Origin of the sequence: Paenibacillus rhizoplanae (assembly GCF_042684125.1) — a bacterium.
Taxonomy (GTDB): domain Bacteria; phylum Bacillota; class Bacilli; order Paenibacillales; family Paenibacillaceae; genus Paenibacillus_AQ; species Paenibacillus_AQ rhizoplanae.
Map to the genome: position 1 here is coordinate 97656 of NZ_JBHUKY010000033.1, position 18357 is coordinate 116012.

The following is an 18357-nucleotide window of genomic DNA, read 5'->3' on the forward strand; positions in this document are numbered from 1 at the left end:
CCAAGTTCTTTATCCTTTGTTCAATATTTTTGGCTTTTAAAAAAACCTCCGTCTGCCATCACAAAGTGGCAACCGGAGGTTCTTTTGAATTATTGAATGCTGGACCTTACATTTGTACGTGAATCCAATGCTCTTACTCCCAGTGCTAATGCCCCACACAAGCCAGCATTATCGCCGAGCTTAGGGGCGACAATATAATGTTCGATATCCGATACAATAGACTTGGCACTCACGTATCCATTGAGAATGCTGCCCACCTGCGCCCGGATCATCGGGAATAACTGGGCTTGCTTCATCACGCCCCCGCCGAGAATGACTTTCTTAGGGGATAACGTCAGGATGACATTCGATATGGCCTGCGCGATGTAGAACGCCTCCATCTCCCATGCCGGGTGGTCTTCCGGCAGTGTATCACCCTTAGCCTTCCATCTTGCTTCCAGCGCCGGGCCTGCGGCCATGCCTTCCAGACAATCGCCATGATAGGGACAATTGCCAGCAAAGTCATCGTTCGGATGCCGTCTTGTGAGGATATGTCCACCCTCTGGATGAACAAGTCCATGTACCAGGTTACCCTCGGTATAGACGCCGACTCCTACGCCAGTCCCGATCGTATAGTAGACGCAGCTATCCAATCCTTGTGCTGCACCCCATGTGGCTTCGCCCAACGCGGCAGCATTGACGTCCGTATCCCAACCGACCGGAACATCGAAGACCGATTTTAGCGTACCCACGAAATTATATCCGGACCAGCCGGGTTTGGGCGTTGTCGTCACATAACCGTAAGTCGGACTGGAGTGTTCGAGGTCGATCGGACCAAATGATCCGATCCCTATGCTATCGACTCTCTTATCGCGGAAGTAGGCGATGACATTCTCCATCGTCTCCTCGGGTCGACGCGTCGGAAAATGAACCCGATCTTCAATCTCCCCTAATTCATTCCCGACACCACAGACAAACTTTGTTCCGCCTGCTTCAATTGCCCCGATTCGCATGAGCTTCCTCCTTGACCTCATCTCTCCATATGCTTCCCAGCTCATTGATCTGGAGCGACACCAGCTTTACATTTCCGCCTACCGCGTAGAGCTCAAGTCCGTTGCTTTCGGAAGCGGGGAAAATCATGTCCGAGATGACTGCTAGACCCTCACCACCGAACACTTCAATCGAAGACCAATCCATGAAGATGGACATGCGTACACGGTTATCAACAGGCAGCAGCGGTGCCTGGTGCTTAGCTGCGAAGTCCGGATGGAAATTCGTAGTGCCTGAATTCGTGCGATCGACAAACAACTCCATGTTCAGGGTATCGTACCCGACCACCGTTTCTTCATCTGCAGACTTTCTAACCTTCATTCCGAACTCCGTTGCGGTTCCAATTTCGAATTCCGCGATTAATTCCGCTCTATCAGTGGTGATGTCCGCCAGCGGATTCGTACCCGGAACCAAGGTTACATTCTCCAGAGCCATAAGCGGTGAACCGGTCTTTCTCAATTCTTCTACCGGTTCTTGCACCAGACGAAGGCCTTCCCGATAGGTTCTCAACTTCAGCTCCCGTGGAATGGATGCATTTCCCCGCCACTTGTCAGTCGGAAGTGTCCCGGCATACCGCCAGTTGTTCATCCAGCCGATCCAGAGTTTACGTCCGTCTCCTTCCGGTATATCGCTCCAGGTGACGGCTGCATAGAAATCGGACCCGAAATCAATCCATTTCACATCATGAATCGAAAGAATAGGCTCGTCAGGTGTAAATGTCTTACCATCGAAGCTGCCGACGAAGTACATCATACCGGAGCCGCCTGCCGGTGGTTCAGGCTCGTTCGGGTTCACTCCATTACAATCGCCTACACTTAGAATGAGCACCCACTTCTTCTGATTGGGATCACCATCGACATGAATCGAGAATAGATCCGGACATTCATAAACGCCGCGATGTGTTCCGATGACGTCAGCGCCAAATGCACTAGCAAATGCCCATTCCTTCAAATTCGGAGAAGTGTAGAACTCCACACGGTCTTGAACAGCCAGAGTCATAATCCAACTAGATGTATCCTCATGCCAAAATACCTTCGGATCACGGAAATCAAGCGTCGTCTCCGGAAACAAGACCGGGTTCCCTTCATATTTCGTCCAAGTCCGTCCTTTGTCTCTGCTGTAGGCGATGCTTTGAACCTGCGGCTTACCTGGCTGCACCTTGTTGTCGTTATTCGTATAGATCGCCACAAGCCCTGACCCGTCCTCATCAAAAAAACCACTTGTGTTCTGTGTATCGACTACCGCGCTTCCAGAGAAAATCGCACCGTCCTCACCTGGCGGCAAGGATGCTTCAAGCTCCTCCCAATGGACCAAATCGGTGCTTACCGCATGCCCCCAATGCATTCTACCGAAATCAGGTTGGCTTGCGAACGGAGTGTGCTGATAAAAGAGATGGTACTCATTCTCGTAATATACCATTCCGTTCGGATCGTTCATCCAGTTCTTTTGTGGCGAATAGTGATACTGCGGACGGAACTTTTCTGTATAATTCATGTTTCTCCCACTCCTCCAGAATAATAATAGCCGGAGCATGGCCCAGTGCAACATGAACTCACGCTCCGACGGTAAGCATTATAATGTAACTGGCTATTTCCCCGCTCTGTCGTAACCTGTTTGTTTGATTTTCAGCCAATCCTGCATGCCAAGACGATCAAGCTCTTTGATGAATGCGTCCCACTCTTTGTCCACATTCGCGCCTTGCATCCATTCCGTACGTTTCTTCAGAATATAAGGCCACAGGTCGGCTTCGGTTTGGGTCAGGCGCTCTGATTCCTCTTTGGAGAAAAATACTCTCGGATACATATGCTCAGCTTTCATATCCGGCACATAGATCTTCTTCAAAATATCAATGCGATAGGCCGCATCGTCCGGCATCGTCGTAACCTTACCGTAATAGGAATCGAGAATAGCTAACGGTCCACCAGCGCTCGTTTTGACACGCAGTTCGTTCGGTGAAGCACCGTTCAGCGGCAAGTGCTTCAGCATTTTAGTAGCTTCGTCCATTTCAAAAATATTCTGCTGCGCTTCGTCGCCATAAGTTCCCCAATTGTTCTGTACAGACTGGGACGGATCATACATTGCGTCTATCCATTTAATCGTCGCTTCGATGTTCTTGTTATCGGCGGTGAGCACCATTCTGCCGCGGTCAAATCCCATACCGTTCGCACGGGCTACATTCTTCCAGCCGTTCGGCCCTTCCAGTGCCGGCATCGGTTCAAACGGACTGTCCATGCCGCTCACATTCGCCTTGTCCCAAGTGAAGTACAAACCGTAGCGGTCATCTTTAGCTTTGGCTATAAATTTGTTCCAGTCTTGGGTAATGAATTCGGGATCGACCAGACCCGCTGCGTACAGTTCCTGGAAGTACTTCATGCCTTCCTTATAGCCCGGCGCCAATACAGCATTGTTCACTTTGCCGTCATTGTCGACCAGCGTTAGATCCCCGTTAAAGCCAGCTCCGAAGGAACCGAGAAGGAAGCTTAAATCCTCGTTGGCCCCGTCATCATTAATAAAGGAAACCGGAATCTCGTCGGCTTTGCCATTTCCATTCGGATCCTTCGTTTTGAACGCGATCAACACTTGTTTCAGTTCTTCCGTCGTCTTTGGCATTTGCAGGCCAAGCTTATCCAGCCATGCCTTGTTAATCCACGGAATATTGTTCACAGAGTGAATACTCTCCTTGCCTTCACCAAGCTCCTCGATCCAAGGGAATGCGAGGATGTGCCCGTCCGGTGAAGTCATCATACCTTTGTATTGGGGTGCCTGCTCCAGCACCTTACTGAGGTTCGGCATTTTCTCAGGCGTAATGTATTCCTCAACAGGAATGATCGTGCCGTCATTGGCCAATTTCAACAAATCGAAATCACTCAGGCCGGCGTTGAAAAGCGCATCCGGAAGCTCACCTGTGGCCAAAGCCAGATTCCGCTTCTCGACATAAACATCCTCCGCATAGACTTTCCAGTCGATATGAATGCCGGTCTTTTCTTCCAGGCGTTTGAAGATCAGCTTCTCATTCGGGTCTTGAGGAGCAAGCGGTGAGTTCGGCGTCATGAAGGTTAGGGTTTGATCACCGGAATCCCCCTTTTCTTTGTCGCTTCCTTTATCGCTGCTGCATCCCGTAATTGCCATAACAGCCGTCAGAGAAATAATGGATACTGTTTTCTTAATATGTTTCATACTAATTCTCCCCTTTTAAATGTCTTCATTTAAATAACTGTAGGCTCTCTACTTGAGGGAACCGACCATGACACCTTTTTCGAAGTATTTCTGGAAGAAAGGATACATTACAAGAAGCGGTAGACTGGAGACTACGATGGCTGCATACTTCATCAATTCAGACAATCGTGCTAACTCAGCCTGTTCCTTAATAGAAGAGACAATATTCGGATCAACCTTGTTCAGAATCAGAATACGCCGAAGTACGAGCTGCAGCGGATATTTGTCTTGATTCTCCAAGTAGATCAGAGATTGAAAGAAATCGTTCCAGTGACCCACGAAGGCATATAACGCAAGGACAAATACGATAGGTTTGGAAAGCGGTATGATGATGCTAAAGAAAATTGTGAAATCCGAGGCACCGTCAATCTTAGCCGCTTCATTCATTTCCTTTGGCAAGCCCCGGAAGAACGTCCGGGCCAGAATAATGTTCCACACGCTCACTGCACCCGGGATCACGAGCGCCCAGATGGTATCAAGCATGCCCAGACTCTTCACCACGAGATAAGTCGGGATCAGACCCCCGCCAAAGAACATGGTGATAATGAAAAGCGTCATAATCACTTTTCTTCCGACGAAGTCGTCGAGCGCCAATGGATATCCTGCAAAGACGCAGACAGAAACCGTTATCACTGTGAAAACGGAGGAATATAGCAACGCGTTCAGAAATCCACCAATGATTTTGTCATCCGATAAAATCATTCTATATCCCTCAAGGCTATAATCTGAGAAATCGAAGGATAACCCCTTATTCAGAAGTGCCGTCGGTTCCATGAACGAAGCCACGACCATATAAATCAGCGGACCAATAATCGCTACAACGAGGAGAACTAGCAGGGTGAAGATAACACCGAGCACGACCTTGTCCATCTTAGTTGGTTTAATACTGTCCATGATGATCTCCTTTCCTATACAATTCCATCACCATCGTTAACCCGTTTCACGATAAAATTCACCGTAAACAGCATAATGAGGTTAATGACGGTGTTGAACAATTCCACGGCAGCGGAGAACGAATAGTTCGCCTGCTGGAAGCCGATCCGATAGACATAAGTACTGATTACATCCGATTTCTCCATGTTCATCTCGTTCCACATCAGAATGGCTTTGTCACCGCCGCCGGCCATAATGCCGCCTGCCGCGAGAATGATCATAATCGCAATAACCGGCCTGATCGTTGGTAAATCGATATGCCGGATACGCTGAAGCAGGCTTGCACCGTCAAGTGTCGCCGCATTGTGCAGCTCCGGATCTACACCAGCCAATGCAGCCACATAGATAATGGATGACCATCCAGCCCCCTGCCAGATGCCCGAGAGGATATACATCGGACGGAAATATTCCGGTTCTGACATGAACGAGAGCGGCATCCCGCCAAAGGCCACCACTAATTTATTGACCGGGCCTGTCGGAGAGAATAAGACAAAGAGCATACCCACAACAACAACAACAGAAATGAAGTTCGGCGCATATAAGAACAATTGAATGTTCTTTTTCATCGCGGCCTTGCGTACCTGATTCAACATTAATGCCAGAATAATCGGCACCGGGAATCCCAGCAAAAGACCGTAAATGTTCAACTGAAGTGTATTGAATAACAATTGCTCAAAATTGGGTGCATTAAAGAATCGTTCGAAGTGATGAAACCCAACCCAGTCACTCCCCAAAATACCCTTGCGAAAGCTGTAGTCTTTAAAAGCGATCAGAACACCATACATAGGGAGATATTTAAAAATAATAGTCAATACGACTGCGGGAAGCACAAAAAGGTAAAGCCAATAGTTGTTCTTGATATACCTGAGTTTCTCCATAAGTCCTATGCGATTCCGGGCTTCCGGTCTTTTATTTTGTGTAATTCCAGAAGTTTGTTGCAACTTCTCCTCCCCCTCAATACTCATTTGCAAAACATAAATGTGATTTTGGATACTTCTCGCGAGAAAGTAAGTGCTTCCATAAGTCACTGTCAACGGCTTAGCAAATTCAATTTACAACATCACGATTACTTCGTCAAGACTTTTTATGAATAAAAAAGTAAACATATGCACACAACAAAACACCATTTTATTTTATTAACGTAAAATTCATTGCTTTTTCTGCTTTAAACAACGAAATATCAGTTTTTTATTATGAAAAGTCCGTAATCCGGTGAATGCACACCGTCCATTTCGCTTGTGCATTTGTTTACTTTTGAACAAAATGTAAACCACATTAATCTTTCTTTTTACTTTTTATCCATTTGTTCATTTGTAACAATTAAGTTGACAATTACATTATTTTATACTACGATTATTTTGGTTGAGAACGCATCACTTCTGCTAAAGGAGCCATTATCTTTGAACAAAGAAAAAGTAACCATTCAAGATATAGCCGATTCGCTTGGACTTTCTAGGAATACTGTATCCAAAGCATTAAATAATAATCCCTCTATACCGGATGAGACACGCAGCAAAGTGATTAGGAAAGCTATTGATATGAATTACAAGCAGTTCGCCTTGTTCGAACAAGAAGGCACTCCAGCCAAAAAAACCGGCAATATCGCCCTGCTTACTGCAAATATGCCGAACAATTCACATTTTGGCACGTCACTGCTAAGCGGCCTCGAACAAAAAATCAGCTCCGAAGGCTTCAATTTGTCGATACATATCGTTCGGGAGAATGAACTTGATTCGTCGGCTCTTCCTGTCAATTTCGACAAAAGTAAAGTAGATGGCATTGTCTGTATCGAATTGTTCGACAAGAGCTACTCGGAGTTTATTACGTCATTCGGGATCCCGACATTATTCATTGACGCTTCAGCAGAACTGACGTTTTCAGAGATGAAGGCAGATCTGCTGCTGATGGAGAACATCCACAGTACTTTCAGTCTAACGAAAAAGCTCATTGATGAAGGAATTACCGAGATCGGGTTCATCGGCGACTCCCGCCATTGCATGAGCTTCAACGAACGTTGGGACGGGTTCACCAAAGCCATGTATACCGCCAGGATTGATCTTGATGAATCCTTCTGCATTCTCGAAGACGACCGGTATATCGCTGACTATAACTGGCTTAAGCAGCGACTAGCAAGCATGACTAATCTTCCACCCGCGTTCGTATGCGCCAATGACTACATCGCGATTAATGCCATTCGTATCTTAAAGGACCTGAATATTCAAATTCCTGGTGAGGTTAAGGTCTGCGGATTCGATAATTCCCCGGAGTCGCGAATCGTCGAACCCCACTTGACCACCGTCCATATCCACCGGTCCGAAATGGGCTTCCTTGCCGCCGAGATGCTTCTGTCCAAAATCGAAAACCCCGGCAGACCTCCACTGGTTACGCATGTTAAGACGCTGCCGGTTTTCCGTCAATCGACGGGTCACGAGGAGTAGGCAGTAGAACAATGGCGTGGACTTGCGCGTTGGCAGAAGATGAGTGTTGCGCGTGTCGTGAAGCTTAAAACAAGGAACCCTTTCAGCAAACGCTATGCTGAAAGGGTTCCTTGTTTTTATTTCATGCAGCATACTTTAGAAGGTCAGAATGCCCGAAGTATGGAGTAGCACCAGGAACACCAGAATCGGCGCAACATACCGGAGCATGAACAACCAGACACGGAACCAACGTGCCTGCAGGCCAGCCGCTTCTGCTGCCCCTTTCCAGAAATATCCGGAAAAAATGGTAACCAACAGTCCGCCAAGCGGCAGCATAATGTTGGAGGTGATGAAATCTATCCAGTCGAACAGGGCTTTGCCGCCGAACGTAAGCTCAGGGAACATTCCCAGCGACATCGCTGAAGGAATACCAAACAGGAAACAGATCAGGGACAAGATCCAGACCGCACGTTGACGGCTCCAGTTCCAGCGCTCCATAGCGAAGGATACAGGCACTTCAAGCAGGGAAACGGCCGAAGTCAAGGCGGCAATTGCCAGCAGGATGAAGAACAGACCCCCGAAGAAGGAGCCGAATGGCATAGCCGAGAACGCTGCAGGGAGCGCGACAAAAATCAGTGAAGGTCCTTGATCAGGGGCAATGCCAAACGAGAACGTCGTCGGGAAAATAATCAGTCCGGCGATAAATGCATAGAGCAAATCTCCAGCCCCAATCGCAAGAGCAGCGCTACCCAGCGACTGTTTTTCACCCACATAAGAACCGTAAGTCAGCAGAATCCCCATCCCGAGCGACAGCGAGAAGAAAGCATGTCCCAAGGCAACAAGTGCGGACTCGGCCGTCAGCACCGAGAAGTCCGGCTTGAGGAAAAAGGATACCCCTTCGCCTGCACCCGGCAAGGTTACCGCGCGGATCATGAGCACAATCAGGAGAACGACCAGGCCGGGAATCAGGACTTTATTGAATTTCTCAATCCCGCCCGATACCCCAAGGATGACTACGCCTGCCGTGACCAACATCGCTGTGCCCTGCCAGACAATCGGCATGTATCCTGTGATAAATGAACTGAATTCTCCTGCATAATCACTTGTGCTGAACAGTTGCCCATTGAAGGCAATTACCGCGTAGTTCAGCGTCCAGCCTGCAACAATAATATAAAAAGAAAGGATTAGAAACGGCGCTATCACTTGCAGAATTCCGGCAGCCTTCCAGCCTTTCCCGCCTCCGGCCCGTATGAACGAAGTCGCTGCGCTTCCGCGCCCGCTGCGTCCGATAGCCATTTCGGCCAGCAGCACCGGCAAACCGATCAGCATCAAGCAGATAATGAAGAGCAGGAAGAATGCCGCTCCCCCGTTTTCCCCTGTAATATAAGGGAACTTCCACATATTCCCTAGCCCTACTGAGCTGCCGATGGCCGCTAAAATAAAACCGCTGGAAGAAAAACGCTCCTTTTTCTCCGAAACCAGGCTTTTTTCACCTTTAAATTGATTCATCCCTAACTCCCCGTTTTCTTTTTTAGACATCATTATAATTCAAGTATCCCTAAGAGTCATATGAAAATTTTATTAACAATTGTCAGGGTGCTAAATAAAGCTGTCGGGTGCTACAAGCGATGGTCAGTCTCACGACGGGTTTGTTGCTCATATCGATCAGAATTACGTCACACTTGCCATTCCCACAAATGAAATCATGGGCCAGATGAACGGAATGCCTGCTAACGCAACAACCTACAGACAATTCGGATACTATCCGGGTTTCTACCCGCGCCGCCGCTTTTATCCAAGACCTATACCCTTTGGTGCCATTACAGCTTTGTACTTGCTTCCATTTTTTATTTAATAATGATTAGGGAATTCGTTATTGCATGGGCATCCGCCCAGTTCTTTATGTGGGCATTAACAAATGCCGCAAGCAATCATGGTCTATCCTATTGATCCCTACGTAGTCGAAACCTTAATGTCTGTAAAAGGTAAACAGCTAGTGCTCGAAACCACTCGCGGAGGGATTAGCGGCTGCTTAGTGGAAGTTAAGCCAGATCACGTTGTATTGGATACCAGGGGCCGGAAGTTTTTCGTACGAATCTGCGAGATTGTCTGGATTATGCCAGAATAGATTTTTGTGAGAGAGCTACGACAGTAGCTCTTTTTTTGCATAAAGCAGTTGTCGATGCGGCAAAAGGTTGACGGGGGTTTTGATGGTCCTCGCTCTACATTAATTTCGCCCCTCAGCTTTTCCCGTTGTTCCATTCCTTACCATTCTACTGAGACTGAACCTCCCTACAAACTTAACAACCCTTCACTATGCATCGTCGTTCAAGGTCTCAAGGACATAGTCATTGGTAAGGAGCGCTTCAGGTATGGTCCGCCGCACTACCTTGTAGCCTCTATGGATTTACCAATCATTGCCGAAGTTCTGGGAGCAACCCCCGAAGTTCCCAACTTAACCTGTAAAATTGAATTTACTCCCGGCCATATTTTAGAGTTGGTAAACGATGATGCACTTAAGGCGAACTCCAAGGGTTCATCCAGACGCGCTATGAATGTTGGCGTATATCGACCTGTACCAGATTAATTCACCTAATAATAACCATCAATTGAAAAAAATCCATAGAAAAATCGGTCGATATTTGTCGCTGCTAATATCATTTTGTTTCTTTGCTTTTTTTATGTAAGACCTGCACAAATGGATTATTGTAGGTTCAGGAATCATGTAATTACATATGAAGAATTACTCCTACTCCCCAGGCAGATACTCAACCAACTCCGACAGTTTACACTGAAACGTATCACATAACCTAACCAGCGTCTCCAGCTTAATGGTCTCCAAGTCCGTCTCCCGATACAGTTTGTTAATCGAATTCCGGCTCAGGCCTGATTTCTCCATCAGCTCGGTGATGTCGTCGATCCGGTGTTTGGCCATTAGGATTCTTAGAGGCTTTAACCGATCCCTTAATTCGTATCCGGCTTGAAGTGATGTACCGTGAACTGCTAGGCTTCAAGGATGCGCTCTATCTCTTCAATGAGCTGCGGAGTTCCTCTAATGCTTAATTCTATCTTAGCTTTACATTTTCCTGTTTTTATCCTGTCCACTGTTTCTATCATGTACTCCGAAATAACCTATATGTATAGAAAAGACGCATTCAGCAGAATGCGCCTTTTACTATTAATATGGATGCCGAGGACGGGGGTCGAACCCGTACGGTAGTCACCTACCGCAGGATTTTAAGTCCTGTGCGTCTGCCTGTTCCGCCACCCCGGCATGTTATTGCGCGTTCTAACGCGACAAGAAATATAATAACATGTATTAGGTGGATACGCAATAAATATTTCCTGTTTTCCCTGTCCTCAAAAAAATAGCCCGGTCAGCCAAAGCTGATACGGGCTGTTGTCCACGGCCAAATCCTAGTGGCGGTCGCGCTCACCGGTTCTGCTGCGCATGCCAGCCAGACCCAGGAGACCGACGAGACCGAGCCAGCCCCAGTTGGAGCGGTTATCGTTATTGTCTGTGGTGGTCGTACTCTGCGCCCGATATCTGCCGGTAGGCATGTCGTTGGACAGCGGGGAGACAGAGCTGTTGTCTCCGGTACGGATTTTGTCCTTCATGATGGATTCGGTCTTATGCATGGAATCTCTGGTCTGATTCATCATGGTGTTGCCCCGGTCCATCATGCGGTCATCCATATTGCCCATGTTGCCCATCCGTCCGTCAGTGGTGGTGTTGTTCATGCCCGGAGCGGTGGTGCTCATGACGCCCGGAGTCGTAGTAGTCATACCGCCGGGCGCTGCTGCTGCGGAGATGCTACCTGCTCCGAGCAGACTCATGGACAGGACCGTACCGCAGGCAAGGCTTGTAATCAGCTTGTTCAAAATGTTGTGCCCCCTTCATGGATGTGGTTAATCGCTGATAATTTCCCCATCCGGGACAGCATCTATGCAGAGAAGTTATTCCTTCACAATGTTTACGGTCTTGCTGGACGCATTATACGTGACCTTGGCTCCAAGTGCTTCCGCAATCGCACGTACAGGCGCATAGGTTACCGCATCGTCCATGACGCCGGTCGTCAGCTTCTTTCCATTGAGCGTAATATTTACCGGGATATCCTTGTTCACCTCTGGCTCACCTCCGGTTATACGGCTTAGTGCGGCTGCACTCTGCTGGGCAGTAGGCCGTCTGCCTGCCTTCAGGTCCTGGATGCTAAGGCCGAAGCTCATCTGCAGATGAGCGTAATCCTTGAAGGAGGTCCAGTCCCCTCCCCATTCGAACCCCAGCTTCTTCCCCTCCTGCACCACCTCTTGCCAGTCTGCCACCTTGTCGCCATCCCCGTCACGGGTCATATCCCAAGACACATTCCTGCCATCCGGCAGGAGTAGCGCAAAGTCTATTGCCAGTCCGTAATTATGGTAGCTGTCCCCTCCCCGGGCGTTCGTTACAATGTCGCCCTTCTTGGTTCTCCCTTGAGCATATAGCTCATTCTGCTGCGCTATCGTGCGCATGCCCTGCGTAATGAGGATCTGCACCCCCCGGTTATAGCTCCGTCTAATCAGCTCGTTCGCCCCGGTCAGTACGGCCGGATGCAGCTTCGCCAGCCTTACGCCCGACTTCAGCTTGACCTGCTCCAAAGTAAGCATCTACTCACCCCCTGGTATAGTATATGCCCGCTTTGGCAGGGCGGCTTACGCCGATGACCATTTTTTTCACAAAATGAAGCTGTGTAGCACCTTATCTCCCCGGATGAACTGTGCGCCTACAGGCCAGAATAAGAATGCAGACCGCAAGTCAGGTCATTCTAACGGAAAGGGGGATTGAACATGGAGATACACAGCGACAGCTACAGAATAGCCCCGCTTAGCGACCAGGAGGATGTCGTGGAGGTGATCCGTCAGGCGGAATCGCAAATTGCCCGAATGACCGGGAACCCGGAAGTGACGCTGATTGCCTATGAGAAGACGGACCCGTCCAGGAACGGGAGTAACTAAGGACGCTGCTTACAGGCAGAGCCTTCATCCCTCAGACAATATAAGCCTCCACAATGTCATCTACAAGCAGCCACTTCCATTCCTCCGCCCACTGCAGCTTAATCTCACGCGAGTGGGTGTGAATGGAGGTCACGAACCCGCTCAGCTTCCTCTGCTCCAGAGGATCATACAGCACTAGCGTTACCCGCACATGACTCCTTAGCGATAAGGCCAGCGTATGCTCAATCTCCTCCAGCTTCTGCTCGTCCAGAACCGGCTTCAGGCTATGCCAGGTCTCCCGTTCGTCCCTACTGATCCCGCCCTTATGCTCCGTCAACATGATTCGGCTGCTCTCCCGCAGACCGCCCTCTTCAAGCTTTTTGCCCATTGCAATTCCCCCACTCCGTGTGTGTATACCCCGACTGCATCATCTTGCTGCCTATGTACCGAACGTATGTTTGTATTATATCCGCGATCTCTCTTGTTAGGCAAGCAGAAATTAATGTCAGTCTAAGGACGCATAGGAGGGCTTAAGCTGATTAAATAAAGGTTGGACAAATAATTCAATCGTCAGCAAAAAGACGCCTACAGTAATGCTGTACAGCGTCTTCATCTGAATCCTTTTGCCTATAGCAAGTCTTGTCACTGCTTATTTCACTGACGTAGTCCCTGCGCTTCCAGTACCCGGTTCCTGCTTGACATCTGTGCCTGCATCTGACACGGTGCCTGTCACGGCTTGCTCCGGATCAATCAGTCCGGCGGCTTCTCGGGCTTCATTCAGCTTGGAGATGCCGTAGAGCATCGCTACGTCCGCCTGCTGATTCATCGCGTCGAATTCCTCGGCGGTCACATCGGGCGATACTGCGCTCTTGGAAGCCTTCTCCTTGATCTGATAGGCACTCTGGAATGCGATCACCGAATCTCTGAGCAGCTTCTGGATCGTATCCGGCAGGCCACCCGCAATCTTGATATCGCTCACATGCTCTGCAAGCTGAGATGCGGTATCCTGGAAGCTGTCCACAGCCTTCTGGAATTCTTTGTCTGTCGCTTGTCCGGTGGAATAAGAGGTTAGCGTGGTGTTGAAGTTCTCTAGCGAGGATTTGCCCATTTCGTCGAATTTCGACATTTCATTGTAAAAGTTCTGCACCGTCTCCTGTACCTCTTCCGGGGACGCCGGTTCAGCACTGTTATTGCCGCAAGCACTGAGTATCATGACGGCCACTAGCAGTCCTGCAAGTAAAGCTTGTCTCATAGTTAATATCCCTCCACTTAACAGAATAATATCGATTTTTGTTAAGTGCAAATGAAATTAATGTAAAATTCGGCGTAATGAAACATATGTCAGCGGTTAAGCGTATTCACAGGGGGAAAGGGCGGTCAAGAACCCGTTGATGACTGGCAATTCCTGTTATACTATAATGAATTTATCCGTTCAAGGAGAGGAAGATCTACTTATGACTTATTGCACAGCATGTGGTGCGGAATACAAGCAAGGTGCCAAATTCTGCGGGGAATGCGGGGCAGGTACAGAAGAGGCCGGTTCTCCGGCAGCAGCACGGCGTCCGGCGGCTGGCCATAGCTCCGGTCCCGAAAAAGAATTATGGCAGGGCAAGCCTGCCGGCATCTCCGACCGTCTCAAGGGGCTGATCGGGCTGAATACCACCAAGTATACGATTACGTCCCAGCGGATTATGGTGAAGAGCGGACTGATCGGCAAGGATGTCGAAGAAATCGAGCTGCTGCGGGTCAATGATTTCTCCGTCACCCAGTCGGTGTTGCAGCGTATGCTGGGCATCGGGACGCTGATCATTTTGTCGGATGATGCTTCATCTCCACAGCTCCCCTTCTATAGAATCCGTAAGGTTCAGTCTGTCAAGGATATCCTGCGCCAAGCCGTGCGTGACGAGAAAATCGCCAACAACATCAGCTACCGCGAGCAGATCTGACGCTTCGTTGCACTTGTTAGGGAAGAAATAGGGCTCCTGCCGGAATTACGCCTTTGGCCTGGCTGGGGCTCTCCCACATCAGTACCGCCCGCGCATCCCCCTGGTTCTCATAGTACTCCACCTTCAGCTCATGCAGCTTCCCGGCAATCAGACTCACTGTGCCTTGCCGCTCCTGCCCGCTCTGCTTGATCCAGCTGTCAATAATCAGCTTCCCGTCGATCCATACCCGGATTCCGTCATCTGAATACGAATAGATGGTGTAGGTCTCGCTGTAGGCAGCACTTATTTTGCCGCTCCAGCGTACGGAGAACAGATCTGCGTGAACAGCCGGATCAGGCGCCGCCTGCCTCCAGGCGAAGTTAATATTGGCATCTGTCCGGGTGAGGGCAGGCGTACCGCTAAGCGTAATATTGTTATAGTACTGTCCATAGAGGCCCGGCTTGGGGAGTACCCCTCCTGAAGAAGCATACGCTGCAGCCTTGGCCGCATAATCATCTCTGGAGAATACGGCACTATTCCTCATAAAAGCCTGAATCACTGCATCCTTATTGCGCTCGTACAGCATCTTGCCCCAGGTCATCTGGTAGCTCCATTTGTTCTGCGTGCCTGCCAGCACAGCTGGCGGAGGAAGCTCCCCGTTCTCGCCGATGGCGATCAGCTTGCCGCGCCCCAGGTCCCAGAGCGTATCATGATGGCCCCCCTTGTAATCCCCCTCGAAAATATCCGCCGCCAGCACATCCACTCGGCCGCTGCCCGGATAATACTTCGCCGGCTCCTGACTCCACTGGTTCTTGGCATTCGGACTCCATACCCACAGCAGATTGTGCAGCTTATGATAGACGGTGTACCGCTCGAACATGATCTCCCAGAGGGTCACGAAGGCGGACTTCTGCCCCCACCAGAACCAGCCGCCGTTCATCTCATGGTACGGTCTCCAGAGTACGGGGACACCGGCGTCATTGAGCTTTTTCAGGAAAACAGCTACCTTATCCAGCTCGGCAATCATTGCCGTATACTCTGGCGTTCCCGGTGTGATGTACTTGCTGAAATTAGCTTCGCTGAGGCTCATGGAGACATTCGTCCAAGCCGGAGCCGTTCCCGGCAGGTTAGCATGATAGGTCATCGCTACGATGCCCCCGGCCTTGTGCCAGCGGATCGCACTGTCCGTTACTCCCTGCCGCTGACTGCTGATGAGCTTCTCCGTCTGATTGCCGATCGGCCCCATCTCATAACCGTGTAGTCCGGCATAGCTTCCAGCCGTATTCTTCAGCTTGTTGTTGATATCATCCGGGCTCTCCAGGTAATCATGCTGACCGCTGATCATTCCCTGGCCCTGCAGCCAGTACAGCGTCTCCAGCAGCTTCCGTGCGGGCGCCCCCAGCTCCGCGTCAGCGGGAGACATCTGTATTTTGCGAAAAGCCGCTTGCCACTGCACATCACCAATCAGCCGTGAGGCCGAATCCAGCAGGTCCCTGAGGTTACGCTGTTCCACATTTTCCACCATCCTTTTCCTTGTGTTTGTACATATTATGACGAATCGTGGAACTTCAGCACGGCAAATGCACAGAATTCGGACTGTCACAATCCGGTATTCTTACGCTATACTATTCTGGGCACAGGCATTATACCCATACCCACTTACAAAGGAGCAGATATGAAAGCCAAAAAGTCCATCATCAGTCTCATTATTATTGCCCTGATCAGTCTGTCCGCCTACCTGCTGGAGGAGAACGGGCAATGGCTGCCGCAGACCCCTTCTGGTCATACTTCAGAGGTCGTGAAGCTGAAGTTCCCGGCAGACCGCTACCCGGAGACCGCAAAGCACATCCAGAAGGCCATCCGCAAGGGAGAGTCAGCCGTCTGCACCATCAACCGCAAGGAAGCGGAGGAGAACCGCAAGGCGTCTCTGAAGGGAGTCCCCACCAAGAAAGGCTATGACCGGGACGAATGGCCCATGGCCATGTGTGCAGAAGGCGGAGCCGGGGCACATATTGAGTACATAACACCCAGTGATAACCGCGGAGCGGGAAGCTGGGTCGGCAATCAGCTGGAGGCGTTCGCAGACGGTACGCGTGTGGAGTTTATTTTCAAATAAGCCGGCATGTGGGGGATGTTGTTCAATTTCACTGCGATAAAGCGTAGAATGAAATGGGATAATATAACTTAGATGGAGAGCCGGAAGTGTTCTATATCTGTTATCGGGGCAAACGGCTGTACGGCCCAATGTCCGAAGCTGAAGCCTTACAGGAATGGTTCGCGCTTGCAGGAACAATCAAGGAGCTCTATATCATTGAAACCGATTCAGCTACAGGCAGAATCAAACGCCAGATCGGGCCAACGGTCCGTGCTCATAAGAAGAAAAAGAAATAGCCCTATCCGGCACAGGCCGGACAGGGCTACACTAGCTATAGGCTGTTTCTAGAACAAACAGGCTTTTGTGATGATAACCAGCAGAATGAACAGTACCAGAATTGCACCTGTCGAAGTCCAAGGGCTTGCTACCGGAAGGATTGGAGGTCCCTGATTCACTCCACCTACGTTATTTCCACAACCGCAACCATACTCTGCTCCCATAATTAATTCCTCCTCTTGAATATTGAATACAGCACAGAATATGTGGAAATCCGCTCTGTTGCATGGGCCAATCGGCAAAGATATACCATTCACCTAACGGACAGGCGTCTAGGGGTCGATATAAAGTATGAAGCATGCTTCAAAACAAATGGAGGGAGGAATACCGGATGGATATTGCTGCACTATCCGTAGTGATGAGCCAGTCATCCTTACAGCAGGCCGCAGGGCTGCAGGTGATGAGCCTTGCCAAAGAGCAGGCGCAGAGCAGTGCCCAGGATATGGTTCAGATGCTGAGTCAGGCCACGCACCCCACCTTGGGAAAAACACTTGATATTCGGGCGTAATTCCTTTATGCTTACATACATAGGAACACCCGTTCCATATTTCAGCCGGTGAAGAGTGCGCGCTGAACTGCTGCTTAGCCCTTACGGGCTTTTCTTTTGGCCAATAACACGAACATACGATCTTATATATGAGGTGATTGATTATGCAAGGCTATTATCAGATGACCGCATTGGAGAAATGGACAGAGGATCTATACCAGCGTATTGGTGTCAGCAAGCCGTCCGACATTTCCATTGATTACATAGCGAAGCGGCTCAATATCTGGGTACACTATCTCGATGTCCGCAGCAAGGCGATTGAGGCTACAGCCGGAATGTACAGCATGTTCATAGACAACCGTCTCCCTCCCGAGCTGCAGCGGCTGGAATTCCTACACGAGCTGTGTCATCTGCTGCGGCATGCCGGCAAGTCCACGCTTATGCCCGGAGTGTTCACGCAGGCGCAGAGAGATGAATCCGACCGGTTCATTCTGTATGCCTCCATGCCCTATGTCATGATCTCCGCCAATACGCTGCCCGAACTCCGTGAAGATGCCATTGCCGAGCTGGCTGTAGCATTTCAGGTGCCAATCCCCCTCGCGCTCCAGCGGATCGACCAGATCCAGCGGCGTATTTTCCAGGGGCAATTAATGGCTGTTATGGAACGTAACGAAGACAGAAATATAATCCACAGACATATTCGCTAAGCGCTGCGGGGATAATACAGACTATAGATCAGAACAAGAGATTCTACTGTAAAGGGGAGCAAGATCAACGTGGAAGCCCTGAAAGTCATTCAATTATTGCTGACTCATCCTGAATACAGCGTGGATGCCGTTCATCCTGAAATTCCGGATTTTGTGGGTATCGAGACGATTGAAGTGGACCACGTAACCCAGACCTTCTCCATCCTGCTCCAAGAGCCTAAGGAATACGGCTGAGAGCAGG

23 protein-coding genes and 1 tRNA gene are annotated in these 18357 nt (G+C 49.6%); 10 read left to right on the forward strand and 14 right to left on the reverse strand.

Annotated elements, in window-relative coordinates:
- Positions 1-89 precede the first annotated feature (89 nt).
- The 5 genes from ACFSX3_RS19250 to ACFSX3_RS19270 form a co-directional block, all read right to left on the reverse strand.
- The gene (locus ACFSX3_RS19250) at positions 90-992 is read right to left on the reverse strand and encodes an ROK family protein (protein ID WP_209988540.1); all 903 of its coding nucleotides are present in this window, start codon (positions 990-992) and stop codon (positions 90-92) included.
- Entirely contained in the window at positions 973-2523 is a 1551-nt protein-coding gene (locus ACFSX3_RS19255; RefSeq protein WP_209988253.1) for a glycoside hydrolase family 32 protein, read from the reverse strand. The genes ACFSX3_RS19250 and ACFSX3_RS19255 overlap by 20 nt, the downstream gene beginning before the upstream one ends.
- A gap of 93 nt (positions 2524-2616) precedes the next feature.
- Positions 2617-4206, reverse strand: coding sequence for an ABC transporter substrate-binding protein (locus ACFSX3_RS19260; protein ID WP_209988250.1), 1590 nt, complete (start codon positions 4204-4206; stop codon positions 2617-2619).
- A gap of 48 nt (positions 4207-4254) precedes the next feature.
- Complete coding sequence (locus tag ACFSX3_RS19265) at positions 4255-5139, reverse strand: carbohydrate ABC transporter permease (RefSeq protein ID WP_173128009.1); 885 nt, start codon at positions 5137-5139, stop codon at positions 4255-4257.
- A gap of 14 nt (positions 5140-5153) precedes the next feature.
- Positions 5154-6143 (reverse strand): ABC transporter permease, encoded by a 990-nt coding sequence (locus ACFSX3_RS19270; RefSeq protein WP_209988247.1) that lies wholly within the window; start codon positions 6141-6143, stop codon positions 5154-5156.
- A gap of 435 nt (positions 6144-6578) precedes the next feature.
- On the opposite strand from ACFSX3_RS19270, the gene ACFSX3_RS19275 reads away from it, so the two are divergent.
- Positions 6579-7616 carry a LacI family DNA-binding transcriptional regulator gene (locus ACFSX3_RS19275; RefSeq protein ID WP_209988244.1) on the forward strand — a complete coding sequence of 346 codons (1038 nt, stop codon included), beginning with the start codon at positions 6579-6581 and terminating at the stop codon, positions 7614-7616.
- 135 nt (positions 7617-7751) lie between these two features.
- Here ACFSX3_RS19275 and ACFSX3_RS19280 read toward each other — a convergent pair whose 3' ends face one another.
- On the reverse strand, positions 7752-9104 hold the full coding sequence (locus ACFSX3_RS19280) for a sodium-dependent transporter (protein ID WP_209988241.1): 1353 nt from the start codon (positions 9102-9104) through the stop codon (positions 7752-7754).
- 409 nt (positions 9105-9513) lie between these two features.
- On the opposite strand from ACFSX3_RS19280, the gene ACFSX3_RS19285 reads away from it, so the two are divergent.
- Together ACFSX3_RS19285 and ACFSX3_RS19290 are read left to right on the forward strand one after the other, a co-directional pair.
- Positions 9514-9723, forward strand: a complete 210-nt coding sequence (locus ACFSX3_RS19285) for a YuzF family protein (RefSeq protein ID WP_379255679.1) — start codon at positions 9514-9516, stop codon at positions 9721-9723.
- 54 nt (positions 9724-9777) lie between these two features.
- Positions 9778-10182, forward strand: a complete 405-nt coding sequence (locus ACFSX3_RS19290; protein WP_209988238.1) for an AraC family transcriptional regulator — start codon at positions 9778-9780, stop codon at positions 10180-10182.
- 162 nt (positions 10183-10344) lie between these two features.
- Here ACFSX3_RS19290 and ACFSX3_RS19295 read toward each other — a convergent pair whose 3' ends face one another.
- The 4 genes from ACFSX3_RS19295 to ACFSX3_RS19310 form a co-directional block, all read right to left on the reverse strand.
- Positions 10345-10530: a helix-turn-helix domain-containing protein gene (locus ACFSX3_RS19295; RefSeq protein WP_209988235.1), complete on the reverse strand. Its 186-nt coding sequence runs from the start codon at positions 10528-10530 to the stop codon at positions 10345-10347.
- 253 nt (positions 10531-10783) lie between these two features.
- Positions 10784-10869, reverse strand: a tRNA-Leu gene (locus tag ACFSX3_RS19300).
- A 143-nt stretch (positions 10870-11012) separates the two neighbouring features.
- Positions 11013-11477 carry a WGxxGxxG family protein gene (locus tag ACFSX3_RS19305; RefSeq protein WP_379255675.1) on the reverse strand — a complete coding sequence of 155 codons (465 nt, stop codon included), beginning with the start codon at positions 11475-11477 and terminating at the stop codon, positions 11013-11015.
- Between the two features lie 75 nt (positions 11478-11552).
- Positions 11553-12239 carry a M15 family metallopeptidase gene (locus tag ACFSX3_RS19310; protein WP_209988233.1) on the reverse strand — a complete coding sequence of 229 codons (687 nt, stop codon included), beginning with the start codon at positions 12237-12239 and terminating at the stop codon, positions 11553-11555.
- A 180-nt stretch (positions 12240-12419) separates the two neighbouring features.
- Here ACFSX3_RS19310 and ACFSX3_RS19315 point away from each other — a divergent pair, with 180 nt between their 5' ends.
- Positions 12420-12587, forward strand: coding sequence for a hypothetical protein (locus tag ACFSX3_RS19315; RefSeq protein ID WP_209988232.1), 168 nt, complete (start codon positions 12420-12422; stop codon positions 12585-12587).
- A 31-nt stretch (positions 12588-12618) separates the two neighbouring features.
- Here ACFSX3_RS19315 and ACFSX3_RS19320 read toward each other — a convergent pair whose 3' ends face one another.
- Positions 12619-12954, reverse strand: a complete 336-nt coding sequence (locus tag ACFSX3_RS19320; protein WP_209988230.1) for a YolD-like family protein — start codon at positions 12952-12954, stop codon at positions 12619-12621.
- Between the two features lie 261 nt (positions 12955-13215).
- Positions 13216-13818 carry a hypothetical protein gene (locus tag ACFSX3_RS19325; RefSeq protein ID WP_209988228.1) on the reverse strand — a complete coding sequence of 201 codons (603 nt, stop codon included), beginning with the start codon at positions 13816-13818 and terminating at the stop codon, positions 13216-13218.
- A gap of 202 nt (positions 13819-14020) precedes the next feature.
- On the opposite strand from ACFSX3_RS19325, the gene ACFSX3_RS19330 reads away from it, so the two are divergent.
- The gene (locus ACFSX3_RS19330; RefSeq protein ID WP_209988226.1) at positions 14021-14512 is read left to right on the forward strand and encodes a PH domain-containing protein; all 492 of its coding nucleotides are present in this window, start codon (positions 14021-14023) and stop codon (positions 14510-14512) included.
- A gap of 16 nt (positions 14513-14528) precedes the next feature.
- Here the strand turns inward: ACFSX3_RS19330 and ACFSX3_RS19335 are convergent, their stop codons facing one another.
- Positions 14529-16004: a glycosyl hydrolase gene (locus ACFSX3_RS19335; protein WP_209988223.1), complete on the reverse strand. Its 1476-nt coding sequence runs from the start codon at positions 16002-16004 to the stop codon at positions 14529-14531.
- A 162-nt stretch (positions 16005-16166) separates the two neighbouring features.
- Here ACFSX3_RS19335 and ACFSX3_RS19340 point away from each other — a divergent pair, with 162 nt between their 5' ends.
- Positions 16167-16607, forward strand: a complete 441-nt coding sequence (locus ACFSX3_RS19340) for a NucA/NucB deoxyribonuclease domain-containing protein (RefSeq protein ID WP_209988218.1) — start codon at positions 16167-16169, stop codon at positions 16605-16607.
- Between the two features lie 86 nt (positions 16608-16693).
- Positions 16694-16882 carry a hypothetical protein gene (locus ACFSX3_RS19345; protein ID WP_209988216.1) on the forward strand — a complete coding sequence of 63 codons (189 nt, stop codon included), beginning with the start codon at positions 16694-16696 and terminating at the stop codon, positions 16880-16882.
- Between the two features lie 48 nt (positions 16883-16930).
- On the opposite strand, the gene ACFSX3_RS19350 is transcribed toward ACFSX3_RS19345, so the two are convergent.
- The gene (locus tag ACFSX3_RS19350; RefSeq protein WP_379255664.1) at positions 16931-17086 is read right to left on the reverse strand and encodes a YjcZ family sporulation protein; all 156 of its coding nucleotides are present in this window, start codon (positions 17084-17086) and stop codon (positions 16931-16933) included.
- A gap of 167 nt (positions 17087-17253) precedes the next feature.
- Here ACFSX3_RS19350 and ACFSX3_RS19355 point away from each other — a divergent pair, with 167 nt between their 5' ends.
- The 3 genes from ACFSX3_RS19355 to ACFSX3_RS19365 all read left to right on the forward strand — a co-directional run bounded on the left by ACFSX3_RS19355 (position 17254) and on the right by ACFSX3_RS19365 (position 18350).
- Complete coding sequence (locus tag ACFSX3_RS19355) at positions 17254-17430, forward strand: YjfB family protein (protein WP_076076056.1); 177 nt, start codon at positions 17254-17256, stop codon at positions 17428-17430.
- A 143-nt stretch (positions 17431-17573) separates the two neighbouring features.
- Complete coding sequence (locus tag ACFSX3_RS19360; RefSeq protein WP_209988212.1) at positions 17574-18116, forward strand: ImmA/IrrE family metallo-endopeptidase; 543 nt, start codon at positions 17574-17576, stop codon at positions 18114-18116.
- 69 nt (positions 18117-18185) lie between these two features.
- Entirely contained in the window at positions 18186-18350 is a 165-nt protein-coding gene (locus tag ACFSX3_RS19365; RefSeq protein WP_155991360.1) for a hypothetical protein, read from the forward strand.
- Positions 18351-18357: the final 7 nt, after the last annotated feature.